Below are 12,087 nucleotides of genomic sequence, written 5' to 3'. Positions count from 1 at the left end.
CGGGGCGACCGCGGCTGAGAGACTGGGAGAGAGCAGGAGGGTGCGAGGATGGCGCAGGATGCCGTGGACATCGCCGTCGTCGGTGGCGGCGTCATGGGGCTGGCGACGGCGTGGGAGCTCGTGCGGCGGGGTCTCCGACCGGTCGTGCTCGAGCGGTTCGCGCCCGGTCACACGCACGGTGCCTCGCATGGTGCCACGCGCAACTTCAACAACGCCTACTCCGAGGAGCACTACCTCGATCTGCTGGAGCGTTCGCGCGCAGGATGGGATGCCCTCGGGCCCGTCGACGGCGCTCCACTGCTGCGCCTGCACGGACTGGTCACGCACGGTGACGTCGACGTCGTATCGGTGCAGGCGGGTCTCGCACGCCGCGGCATCCCCGCCGAACTGTGGACACCGGCGGAGGCACATCGGCGATGGCCGGGAATGCGATTCGGTTCCGACGTGCTGTGGTCCTCGGATGCCGGTGTCGTCCGGGCTGCCGACGCGCTGCGGGAGCTGGAGCGGCGGATCGTCGCCGGTGGTGGAGCCGTGCGGTGGGAGACTCCGGTCGATCGCATCGGTCAGGATCCGGCCAGTGCGCTGCTCGCTCTGGCCGACGGGACGACCCTGAGGGCGGACACCGTCGTGGTCACGGCCGGAGCATGGAGCGCAAAGCTGCTCGGCGGAATCGGCCTGCCGCGATTGCGCGTCACGGAGGAGGCGCCCGCGCACTTCCCGCCACTCACTGACGCGTCCTGGCCGTCGTTCAACCATTACGTCCCGCCGAACGACTACCCGGCGACGGTCTACGGCATGCCCACCCCGGGAGAAGGCATCAAGGTGGGCTTCCACCAGGTCGGCGACGAGGTCGATCCGGACGCTCGACCCCGGCGCACGACGCATGCGGAGTCGCTCCGCGCGTACGTGCGCGAATGGATGCCGGGGCTGGATGCCGATTCCGCCGTGCATCTGAGCTGCACGTACACCTCGACCGATGACAGCGACTTCGTGCTGGATCGGCGAGGCCGGATCGTGATCGGTGCGGGCTTCTCCGGGCACGGCTTCAAGTTCGCGACCGGGGTCGGCGGTGTGCTCGCCGACCTCGCGCTCGACCCGGCGGCGCGCGCCGCCGGGCCGTTCCGCCTTCCCTGACTGGCTGGCTGGCTGGAAGTCAGCGCGCCCGCACCACCCGCCGCTCGTCCCACACGGGTTCGTCGGCCGCGTACACCTCGCCGTCCGATCCGAACACGAGGAACAGGTCGAACGAGCGCGCGAACCAGCGATCGTGCGTCACCGCGAGCACCGTTCCGTCGAAGCGGGTCAGCGCGTCCTCCAGAGCCTCGGCCGACTCGAGGTCGAGGTTGTCCGTCGGCTCGTCCAGCAGCAGCAGCGTCGCACCCGAGAGCTCGAGCAGCAGCACCTGGAATCGCGCCTGCTGCCCGCCCGAAAGCGAATCGAAGCTCTGCTGGGCCTGCCGGACGAGGCCGTAGCGGTCCAGTGCGCTGCTCGCGGCTTCCCGAGGCAGACCATCCCGCCGGTCGTCGCCACGGTGCAGGATCTCCAGCAGCGTCCGCCCGGCGAATTCGGGGTGCGCGTGCGTCTGCGCGAACAGACCGGGCACGACTCTGGCCCCCAGGACGGCACGGCCGGTATGGGGGACCTCGGCCAGGTTCTCGCCGGTCGACGTCACGTGACCGAGCGTCGCGTCCGGATCGGTTCCTCCCCTGGCCAGCAGACGGAGGAAGTGCGACTTCCCAGAGCCGTTCGATCCGAGCACGCCGATGCGGTCTCCGAACCAGACCTCGGCGTCGAACGGCCGCATCAGCCCTGTGAGCTCCAGCCGCTCGGCGACGACGGCCCGCTTGCCGGTCCGCGCTCCGCGCAGGCGCATGTCGAAGTCCTGCGCCGGCGGCCGCTCCTCCGGAGGACCGGCCTCCTCGAATTTGCGCAGTCGAGTCTGCGCTGCGCGATACCGGGACGCGAAGCCGTCGTTCGCCTCGGCCTTCACCTTGAGCGTCGCGACCAGCGTGCGCAGTTTCTCGTGCTGCTCGTCCCAGCGCCTGCGCAGCTCGTCCAGACGGTCCATCCGGTCCTCGCGGGCCTGATGGTAGGTGGCGAATCCCCCGCCGTGCACCCAGGCGGTGGCGCCGGCACCGCCTGGTTCGAGCGTGATGATGCGGTCGGCGGCCCTCGCGAGCAGTTCGCGGTCGTGCGAGACCAGCAGCACGGTCTTCGGCGTCTGCCGCAGCTGCTCCTCCAGCCAGCGCTTGGCCGGGACATCCAGATAGTTGTCCGGCTCGTCCAGCAGCAGCACATCGTCAGGACCGCGCAGCAGCGCCTCGAGGGCGAGTCGCTTCTGCTCGCCTCCGGACAGCGTGAGCAGTTCGCGGTACCTGGCGCGTTCGTAGGGCACGCCGAGGGCGGCGACCGTGCACTGATCCCACACCGTCTCGTGCTCGTACCCGCCCGCATCGGCGTACTCGGCGATCGCCGCGGCGTACGCCATCTGGGTGTCGTGCTCGTCGCGCTCGATGAGGGCGTTCTCCGCCGATTCGAGCGTCTCGGCGGCGGTGCGGATGCGGCGAGGGGCGACGCGCGTCAGCAGATCCTGCACGGTCTGGCCCGCTTCACCGTGCCCGATGAACTGGTCCATGACGCCCAGGCCGCCGTCGATCGTGATCGCGCCGGAATCCGCCGCCGCGTCGGCGCGGATGATCCTCAGCAGCGTCGTCTTGCCGGCGCCGTTCGGCCCGATCAGCGCGCTGGTCGAGCCGGCGCCGACACGGAATGTCACCTCGTCGAGCAGCGGCCTGCCATCCGGCAGGGTCAGCGAGATCGCCGAGACATCGATGTAGCCCACGGTGGGTCGTCCTTCCGCCCACCGCGACCGTCGCACAGCAAGCCGACCAGGCTATCAGGATCCCGGGACGCGTGGCTCCGACATCCGCGCGAGCAGCTCGGAGAGCAGCGCTTCGGCCACCGGCGCCGGAAGCTTTTCGATCAGCGCCATCAGCGTCGCCATCGGCTGGTTCTGCTTCACCTGCCCCGCGCCGGCGAGCCGCAGCAGCCGCCACGACGCCGAGGGATCCGGCACGCGATCGACGCCGTAGCCGAGCAGGCGCACCGCACCCGCCAGCACCCGGGCGTCGGCGGGCGGTCGTCCCCGCACCGCGTCGGCGGCCCGGGTCAGCTCGCGGCGGAAGTCCTTCACGCGGCGTTCGAGGACCGGAGTCAACGTGAGATGGGCGCTGCGCGGCAAGCGGGTTCCGTCGCTCTGCACGAACCCCGGCTGGTGCTGGATGCGCCAGCCGTGCCGAGCGAGCTCATCCGCGAGCCGATGCGGATCCACGCGCTGCTCACGAGAGGCGTCGACATCAGCGACGAGCGTGATCGCCGGGCCGACCGGATCCCCCATCACGACCAGACCGGGGATGCGTGCTACCTCGCTCCGGATGCCCGCCGCGACGCGCTCGATCGACGAGGTCAACTCGGCGAATCCCTCGTCGCCCAGCCGCTGCACGATCGCCCACGCGGCGGCCAGCGGCGACGCGGACTTCGACCCCAGCAGCGTGGGATTCACGACGGGGTAACCCGGCCAGCGCGTCGTGGCGAAGAACTGTGCGCGGTGCTGCCGTCGACCACGATGCAGCAGCACCGAGACGCCCTTGGGCGCATAGCCGAACTTGTGCAGATCCGCCGACAGGCTCGTCACGCCGGGAAGACGGAAGTCCCACGCCGCCACGTCGCGCCACCAGGGCAGCACGAGGCCGCCGAAGCATGCGTCGACATGGCATCGGATGCCGCGGACCTTCGCCGCCGCCGCCACGGCACGGATCGGATCGAGCGCGCCGCTCGGGTACGCCGGCGCCGACACGACGACCAGCGCGACGTCGCCGCCCATCCTGCTGATCAGGTCGGATGCCGCGACGGCGCCGTCCGGTCCGCAGGGCACCGGATCGAAGTCCAGGTCGAACAGGCGCGCCGCCTTCTGGAACGCGGCATGCGCCGTGGAGGGCGCGAGCAGGCGGGGTCGCGCGCCGCCGGCAACGGCATCCGGATGCTCCGCTCGCCACAGATCGCGCGCCGTCTTCACCGCCAGCAGACAGCTCTCGGTGCCGCCACTGGTCACCGAGCCGACGATGTCCCGTCCACCGTGCACGGCTCGACGCACGAAACCGAGGACCTCGCGCTCCATCGCCGCGACGGACGGGAACACGGTGGGGTCGAGCGCGTTCACCGGTCGGGCGAGGGATGCCGCGGCATCCGCCAGTTCATCCAGCTCCGGCATCCCGGAGTCGTAGACATAGGCGAGCACGTGCCCGCCGTGGGTCAGAGCGTCGAGCGCGCGCAGGTCGCGCAGACGACCGAGGATGCCGCCGCTCATGCGCTCGTCCCCGCGATGTCCCGCTCACGCAACCGGTAGCGCGAGAGCGCGACGAGACTCAGCGCCATCAGGACGGCGGGCAGGACGCTGAACGCGACCGCGATGCCGGCGACGGCCGCGACCGGTTGGTCGACGACCACGCCCGCGGTGGACTCGAGATAGCCCGTGATGGCGAGCACGACGGACAGCACGGTCGCGCCGAGCGCCATCCCCGTCGTCTCCCCCGCGGTCCACACTCCGCTGAAGACGCCGGAACGATTCGTCCCGGCGTGTGCGGATCGGTCGTGCGCGATGACGTCGGGGAGCATGGCCATCGGCAGCGTCTGCATGCCCGCGTACGCCGCGCCGGCGAGCGCCACCGGGACGAGGATCCACCAGCCTGGCACCCAGATCATCGCCACGAGCACGAGGGTCGCGAGCAGGAAGATCAGGCTCGCCAGCCGGAACGCGCGCTCCTTGCCGACGCGATCGGCGATGCCCTTCCACACCGGCGCCATCAGCAGCGCCGGAGCGATGAGCGACGCGAACAGCGGCGTGACGGCGCCCTCGTCCTCGAGGATCCAGCGCGCGACGAACTGGGCCGACGCCAGCATCAGCCCGGTCGCGAGCCCCTGCAGCATGAACGTCGCCAGCAGCGTGCGGAACGGCTGGCTCTCGCGCAGCAGGCGGATGCCTGCGCGGTAGTGTGCACCGATCGACAGGCCTGCGACCACAGGAAGCGGCGGGCGCTGCGGTGCGACGGACGCGGACACCAGCATCCCCGCCGCGAGCACGACGCCGGCGACGAGCGCCATGACGAGGTAGCCGCGCAGCGGATCGTCGGGGAAGAGCCCCCGCAGCTCCGGGCCGCCGGCGCCGAACAGCAGGATCGCGCTGGTGAGCACCACCACCCGCCAGCTGAGCAGTCGAGTGCGCTCGCGATAGCTGTCCGTGAGTTCGGCCGGCAGCGCGATGTAGGGGACCTGGAACAGACTGAAGCAGGTCGCCGCGAGCATGAAGGCCACCAGCACCCACAGGGCGGACGGCAGCGGTCCGAGTCCGCCCGGGACGGCGAACGTCAGCACGAATGCGATCGGCAGGCCGATGCCCCCGAGGACCATGAACCGCTTGCGCGACCCGGCCTGCGCGTAGGACCGGTCGCTGAGCCCGCCGATCACGGGATCGATCAGCACGTCCCAGATCTTCGCGGCCGTGACGATCGCGCCGGCGGCGAGCGCCGTCACCCCGAGCGAATCGGTGAGGTAGTAGACGAGCACGAGGCCCGGCAGCGTGGCGAACCCGCCGGTGCCGAGCGAGCCGATCGCGTAGCGGGCGACCTGGCTCCTGGTCAGCGCCGAACTCCCCGGTGAATCCATGCGCTCACTCTAATGGCGCCCCACTCGGGGGACGCGCTGGCAGGATGGCGCGCTCAGGCGGCGTAGCGACCGGACGCGATCGCGCGGGCGCGCTTCTTCTCGGCCTCCTCCTCGCGGTTCTTCGGCGGGGTCGTGGCGACGAGATCATCGAGCAGATGCTGCGTGATGTGCGCGACCTCGGCGACCGCCCGGTCGAACGCCTCCTGGTTCGCCTTCGACGGCTTCGTCGTCCCGGCGATCTTGCGCACGTACTGCAGCGCCGCCGCCTGCACTTCGTCAGAGGTCGCGGCGGGTTCGAAGTTGTGAAGGGTGTGGATGTTTCGGCACATACCGGCACGCTACGCCCGCGGCCGGACAGACGGAAGGCCGGATGCCTCGCATCCGGCCCTCCTCATCCGATGCCGGGACAGGTATGCCCGGCGCCCGGTCAGCGCTTGTAGTTCGGCGCCTCGACGACGATCTGCACGTCGTGCGGGTGCGATTCCTTGAGCCCGGCCGGCGTGATGCGGACGAACTTGCCGCGGGTCTTCAGCTCTTCGATCGTGCGCGCGCCGACGTAGAACATCGACTGACGCAGGCCTCCGATGAGCTGGTACGCGACCGCACCGAGCGGCCCGCGGTACGGGACCTGGCCTTCGATGCCCTCGGGGATCAGCTTGTCGTCGCTCGGGACATCCGCCTGGAAGTAGCGGTCCTTCGAGTACGAGGTCTGCTTGCCTCTCGTCTGCATGGCGCCGAGGGATCCCATCCCGCGGTACTGCTTGAACTGCTTGCCGCTCTGGAAGACGATCTCGCCCGGCGACTCGTCGGTTCCGGCGAGCAGCGAGCCGAGCATGACGGCATCCGCGCCGGCGACGAGTGCCTTCGCGATGTCGCCCGAGTACTGCAGCCCGCCGTCGGCGATCACGGGGATACCGGCGGGGCGCGCCGCCAGCGACGCCTCGTAGACCGCGGTGACCTGCGGAACGCCGACGCCGGCGACGACGCGGGTGGTGCAGATGGACCCGGGGCCGACGCCGACCTTGACGGCATCTACTCCGGCATCCACGAGCGCCTGGGCGCCCTCGCGGGTCGCGACGTTGCCGCCGACGATGTCGATGTGCTCGAACGTCGGGTCGGCCTTGAGTCGCTTGACCAGATCGATGACGCCCTGCGACTGGCCGTTGGCGGTGTCGACCACGAGCACGTCGACGCCGGCATCCCGCAGCGCCTCTGCGCGCTCCCAGGCGTCGCCGAAGAAGCCGATCGCCGCGCCGACGCGCAGTCGGCCCTGGTCGTCCTTGGTCGCGAGGGGGTACTTCTCGCTCTTGTCGAAGTCCTTGATCGTGATGAGGCCCGCGAGCTTGCCGTCCTCGTCGATGAGCGGAAGCTTCTCGACGCGGTGCTTGGCGAACAGGGCGATGACCTCGCCCGCGGCCACGCCGACGGGAGCGGTGACGAGGTCCTCGCTGGTCATGACGTCCTTCACGAAGGTCGTCTGACGCTCGAACCCGGAGACGAAGCGCATGTCGCGGTTCGTGATGATGCCGACGAGCTTGCCGGCGGGGTCGACCACCGGCAGACCGGAGATGCGGTACCGCGCGCACAGCGCGTCGACCTCTTCGACGGTCGCGTCGGGGGTCGTCGTGATCGGGTCGGTGATCATGCCCGACTCGCTGCGCTTGACGCGGTCGACGTGCGCGGCCTGGTCGGCGATCGACAGGTTGCGGTGCAGGATGCCGATGCCGCCCTCTCGTGCCATCGCGATGGCCATGCGCGACTCCGTGACCGTGTCCATGGCGCTGGACAGCAACGGGGTCGCGACCGAGATGCGACGCGTGATCCGCGACGAGGTGTCCGCCTCGCTCGGGATGACGTCGGTGTGCCCCGGAAGGAGCAGCACGTCGTCGTAGGTGAGGCCGACGAAACCGAACGGATCGTGCTGGTCCATGGATGATCCTCCTGGGGGGCGACTGGCGGCGAGGGTGTACCAATTCTAAGCGCCGCAGGGCCTCTCAGAATTCCCGAGGGCTATCGCTCGCGCGAACGGGAGAATCGTGAGCAGATCGTGCATTGGCTGAAACAGAATCGACACACTACGCTCATACCGTCGTACATCAGGGCCGATGCACAACTCCGTCTTGGCCTGTGTACTGGACGGGAGGTTCTGTGAGTCCGACGATCTCGGCGAAGCGGAGCGGAATCCGATGGGCGATCGCCCTCATCGGGACGCTCCTCGCTTTCGCCTTCCTGGCGCTCCAGCCGCCGTCGCCCGCCTCGGCCGTGTCCTCGGCATCCGCAGAGGAGACCGACGACGGCCAGGAGATCACCGACTTCTATCTCGCCGGCGTCATCACCTTCGACGACGATCCTGTCGCCGACGTCACGATGTCGGTCGAGGGCGAAGGCTTCGAAGCCGACACCGAGACGGACGCCGAGGGCAAATGGCGCCTCTACGTCCCCGAGGCAGCGACGTACACGCTCACCGTCGACGAGGACACGCTCCCCGACGGCGTGATCGTCGACGCGACGCAGCTGCCGGAGGGCATGCAGCCGATCTCCGGGACCACGGCGTCGTTCGAAGTCGAGTTCGGGCTCACCGGGACCAAGATCGTCAACCTGTTCCTCGGCGAAGGCGTGCGCGAGACGACGTCGTTCCTCGACCAGCTGCTGTCGCGCACCGTCGGAGGGCTGAACTTCGGTCTGCTGCTCGGGCTCGCCTCCATGGGCGCAGCGCTCATCTACGGCACGACGAAGCTGTCGAACTTCGCGCACGGCGAGATGGTGACCTGGGGTGCGGTCGTCGCGCTGCTGGTCACCTCGTTCTGGCAGCTGCCGATGTGGCTCGGCATCATCGCCGCCGTCATCGCCGGCGGTCTGCTCGGGTGGGGTCTGGATGCCGGGCTCTGGCGCCCGCTGCGGCGACGCGGCCTCGGCGTCGTACAGCTCATGATCGTGAGCATCGGCCTCTCACTGGCATTGCGCTACGCCCTGCAGTACATGATCGGCGGCGGCACCTACCAGCTGCCCGGCTCCAGCCCGACGCCGATCAAGCTCGGCCCGATCTCGCTGTCGTACATCGACATGATCGGCATGGGAGTGAGCCTGCTCGTCATCCTCGGCGTCGCGTTCTTCCTGACGCGCACGAGGGTCGGCAAGGCCACCCGCGCGATCTCGGACAACCCGCAGCTGGCCGCGGCATCCGGCATCGACGTCGACAAGGTCATCCGCATCGTGTGGATCCTCGCCGGCGTCCTGGCCGCGATCTCCGGCATCCTGTGGGCATACTTCCGGCCGGGTGTGAAATGGGACATGGGCATGCAGATGCTGCTGCTCATCTTCTGCGCCATCACCCTCGGCGGCCTCGGGTCGGCCATCGGCGCACTCATCGGCTCGATCATCGTCGGTCTCGCCGTCGAGGTGTCGACGCTGCTCGGCGTCCCGAGCGACCTCAAGTACGCCACCGCGCTCGTCGCGCTGATCGTGATCCTGCTGGTACGGCCTCAGGGCCTGCTCGGCCGCAAGGAAAGGTTGGGCTGACGCATGGACTTCGGCAACATCCTCGGCAACACCGCCGCGTATCTCTTCAGCCCGACCACGATGGCGTACGCGCTCGCGGCGACGGGCCTGGCCGTCCACTTCGGCTACACCGGCCTGCTGAACTTCGGCATGGCGGCCTTCATGGCGGTCGGCGGATACGGCTACGCGATCTCGATCCTCAGCTTCGGCGTCCCGTGGTGGATCGGCATGCTGATCGGCCTCATCGCCGGTGCGGGCTTCGCCCTGGTCCTCGGCATCCCGACGCTGCGGCTCCGCGCCGACTACCTCGCCATCGCGACGATCGCGGCAGCGGAAGTCGTCCGGCTGCTGTTCCTGACCGAGTTGTTCAAGGAGTGGACGAACTCGGCCGGTGGCCTGTCCGGCTACCACCAGAGCTTCCGCGACATCAACCCGTTCCCGCCCGGAACGTACGGTTTCGGGCCGTGGACGTACAACGCGAACGACCTGTGGGTGCGCGTCTTCGGCCTCATCATGCTCGCGATCGCGGTGCTCCTGGTCTGGGCGCTCATGCGCAGCCCGTGGGGGCGCGTGCTCAAGGGCATCCGCGAGGACGAGGACGCGGTCCGCTCACTCGGCAAGAACGTGTTCGCCTACAAGATGCAGGCGCTCGTCGTCGGCGGCGTTTTCGGTGCGCTCGGCGGCATCGTGTTCGTGCTGCCGTCGGCCGTGATCCCCGGCAGCTACTCGACATCGCTGACGTTCTTCCTGTGGACCATCCTGCTGCTCGGCGGGGCGGCGACCGTACTCGGCCCGACGCTCGGCGCCGTGCTGTTCTGGGTCGTCTTCGCCTTCCTCGGAAGCCTGCTCCCCGCCATGGCGGATGCAGGGCTGCTGCCGATGACCGCCGCGCAGGCCGACATGGTGCGCTACATCCTGATCGGCGTCGTGCTGATGCTGATCGTGATCTTCCGGCCGCAGGGCATCCTCGGAAACAAGAGGGAGATGACCTTTGTCAAGTGAATCGAACCCCGCACAGCCGGCCGTGCCGCGTGCGAAGACGACCGGCCTCGCCAAGGGACCGGCGGCGCCCGGCGTCGCGAAGGTCGACCCGATCCTCGTCGCCGATGGCGTGACGCGTCGCTTCGGCGGCCTGACGGCCGTCGACGTGGACCACATCGAGATCCCGCGGGGTGCCATCACGGCCCTCATCGGCCCCAACGGCGCCGGCAAGACGACCCTGTTCAACCTGCTCTGCGGGTTCGACAAGCCGAACTCCGGTACCTGGTCGTTCGACGGCAAGAACCTCTCGGGCGTCCCCTCCTTCAAGGTCGCCCAGATGGGACAGGTGCGCACGTTCCAGCTCACCAAGTCGCTGTCGCTGCTGACGGTCCTCGAGAACATGAAGCTCGGCGCCCCTCACCAGCGCGGTGAGGGTTTCTGGGCCAGCCTGTTCCCGTTCCTCTGGCGCGACCAGGAGGCGGAGATCGAGAAGCGCGCCCGCGAGCTGCTCGCCCGCTTCAAGCTGGATGCCAAGGAGAAGGACTTCGCCGCCTCGCTGTCCGGCGGTCAGCGCAAGCTGCTCGAGATGGCCCGCGCGCTGATGAGCGATCCGACGCTGGTGATGCTCGATGAGCCGATGGCCGGCGTCAACCCGGCCCTGACCCAGTCGCTGCTGGAGCACATCCTCAGCCTCAAGGATCTCGGCATGACGGTGCTGTTCGTCGAGCACGACATGCACATGGTCCGCCACATCGCCGACTGGGTGGTCGTCATGGCCGAGGGTCGTGTGGTCGCCGAAGGCCCACCGGATCAGGTCATGGCGGATCCGGCGGTCGTCGACGCCTATCTCGGCGCCCACCAGGATCTCGATCTCGGTGCCGTCACCGGACGCATGCCCGTCGTGACGGATGCCGACGCCGCGCGCCTGCGCGAACAGATCGAGGCCGAGGCGGAAGCCGAACTCGACGCATCCGAGGACGCCAAGGAGGAGAAGCCATGACCGGGGAAGACACCCGCGACATCGTCGTCGAACTGACGGATGTGCACGCCGGATATCTTCCGGGCGTCAACATCCTCAACGGCGCGAATCTCGTCGCTCGCAAGGGCGAGCTGATCGGCATCATCGGCCCGAACGGCGCCGGCAAGTCGACGCTGCTGAAGGCGATCTTCGGCATGGTGCAGATCCGTCAGGGCGAAGTCACCGTCAACGGCGAGAGCATCGTCGGGCTGAAGGCCGACAAGCTCGTCGCCCGAGGCGTCGGATTCGTGCCGCAGACGAACAATGTGTTCCCCTCGTTGACGATCGAGGAGAACCTGCAGATGGGGCTCTATCAGAAGCCCAAGGCCTACACGGAGCGTCTGGAGTTCGTCACCGGGATCTTCGCCGAACTCGGCAAGCGCCTCAAGCAGCGCGCCGGGTCCCTGTCGGGCGGTGAACGCCAGATGGTGGCGATGTCGCGCGCGTTGATGATGGACCCGGCGGTGCTGCTGCTCGATGAGCCGTCCGCCGGTCTGTCGCCGGTGCGTCAGGACGATGCGTTCATCCGCGTCTCCGATATCAACAGGGCCGGCGTGACGACCATCATGGTCGAGCAGAACGCGCGCCGCTGCCTGCAGATCTGCGACCGGGGCTATGTGCTCGACCAGGGACGCGACGCGTACGAGGGTTCCGGGCGCGACCTGCTGAACGACCCCAAGGTCATCGGCCTCTACCTCGGCACCCTGGGCACCGACGCCGCGTAGGTCCGGTCGCCGCGCAGGCGGCGCGTGTGGTCGCCGCGCCCCCCGCGGCGGCCCCCAGCGGCCCCCCCCCCCCCCCCCCCCCCCCCCCCCCGGGGGGGGGGCGCGCGGGGGAAGCAGAGCGGGGCCCGGGCGGGGGCGGGGGAG

Annotated in this window: 10 protein-coding genes; 5 read left to right on the top strand and 5 right to left on the bottom strand. The window is 69.4% G+C overall.

The genetic code is table 11. The features are described 5' to 3' along the window. The first annotated feature begins 48 nt into the window (after nucleotides 1–48). The gene (locus tag ACFCYE_RS12035) at nucleotides 49–1,134 is read left to right on the top strand and encodes an FAD-dependent oxidoreductase (RefSeq protein ID WP_376179026.1); all 1,086 of its coding nucleotides are present in this window, start codon (nucleotides 49–51) and stop codon (nucleotides 1,132–1,134) included. 19 nt (nucleotides 1,135–1,153) lie between these two features. Here the strand turns inward: ACFCYE_RS12035 and ACFCYE_RS12030 are convergent, their stop codons facing one another. From ACFCYE_RS12030 to guaB, 5 genes are all read right to left on the bottom strand, one after another. Then, a complete protein-coding gene (locus tag ACFCYE_RS12030; protein WP_376179024.1) occupies nucleotides 1,154–2,842 on the bottom strand; it encodes an ABC-F family ATP-binding cassette domain-containing protein in 1,689 nt (562 codons plus the stop codon). Between the two features lie 54 nt (nucleotides 2,843–2,896). After that, a complete protein-coding gene (locus ACFCYE_RS12025; protein ID WP_376179022.1) occupies nucleotides 2,897–4,366 on the bottom strand; it encodes a pyridoxal phosphate-dependent decarboxylase family protein in 1,470 nt (489 codons plus the stop codon). After that, entirely contained in the window at nucleotides 4,363–5,721 is a 1,359-nt protein-coding gene (locus ACFCYE_RS12020) for an MFS transporter (RefSeq protein WP_376179020.1), read from the bottom strand. Before ACFCYE_RS12020 ends, ACFCYE_RS12025 begins: the two co-directional genes overlap by 4 nt. A gap of 53 nt (nucleotides 5,722–5,774) precedes the next feature. After that, entirely contained in the window at nucleotides 5,775–6,050 is a 276-nt protein-coding gene (locus ACFCYE_RS12015) for a DUF2277 domain-containing protein (protein ID WP_376179018.1), read from the bottom strand. A gap of 98 nt (nucleotides 6,051–6,148) precedes the next feature. Further along, on the bottom strand, nucleotides 6,149–7,651 hold the full coding sequence (gene guaB, locus ACFCYE_RS12010) for an IMP dehydrogenase (RefSeq protein ID WP_376179017.1): 1,503 nt from the start codon (nucleotides 7,649–7,651) through the stop codon (nucleotides 6,149–6,151). Nucleotides 7,652–7,869: 218 nt separating this feature from the next. On the opposite strand from guaB, the gene ACFCYE_RS12005 reads away from it, so the two are divergent. From ACFCYE_RS12005 to ACFCYE_RS11990, 4 genes are read left to right on the top strand one after another with little or no spacing between them, the layout of a single operon-like run. Beyond that, entirely contained in the window at nucleotides 7,870–9,240 is a 1,371-nt protein-coding gene (locus tag ACFCYE_RS12005) for a branched-chain amino acid ABC transporter permease (RefSeq protein WP_376179015.1), read from the top strand. Nucleotides 9,241–9,243: 3 nt separating this feature from the next. Further along, nucleotides 9,244–10,221 carry a branched-chain amino acid ABC transporter permease gene (locus tag ACFCYE_RS12000; protein ID WP_376179014.1) on the top strand — a complete coding sequence of 326 codons (978 nt, stop codon included), beginning with the start codon at nucleotides 9,244–9,246 and terminating at the stop codon, nucleotides 10,219–10,221. Continuing rightward, the gene (locus tag ACFCYE_RS11995) at nucleotides 10,211–11,200 is read left to right on the top strand and encodes an ABC transporter ATP-binding protein (RefSeq protein ID WP_376179012.1); all 990 of its coding nucleotides are present in this window, start codon (nucleotides 10,211–10,213) and stop codon (nucleotides 11,198–11,200) included. Before ACFCYE_RS12000 ends, ACFCYE_RS11995 begins: the two co-directional genes overlap by 11 nt. Next, nucleotides 11,197–11,943 carry an ABC transporter ATP-binding protein gene (locus ACFCYE_RS11990; RefSeq protein WP_376179010.1) on the top strand — a complete coding sequence of 249 codons (747 nt, stop codon included), beginning with the start codon at nucleotides 11,197–11,199 and terminating at the stop codon, nucleotides 11,941–11,943. The genes ACFCYE_RS11995 and ACFCYE_RS11990 overlap by 4 nt, the downstream gene beginning before the upstream one ends. Nucleotides 11,944–12,087: the final 144 nt, after the last annotated feature.

The sequence above is a fragment of the Microbacterium sp. NPDC056234 genome (assembly GCF_042267585.1).
Taxonomy (GTDB): domain Bacteria; phylum Actinomycetota; class Actinomycetes; order Actinomycetales; family Microbacteriaceae; genus Microbacterium.
Note: the sequence above shows the minus strand (reverse complement) of the source record. Positions and strands in the feature narration are given on the sequence as shown.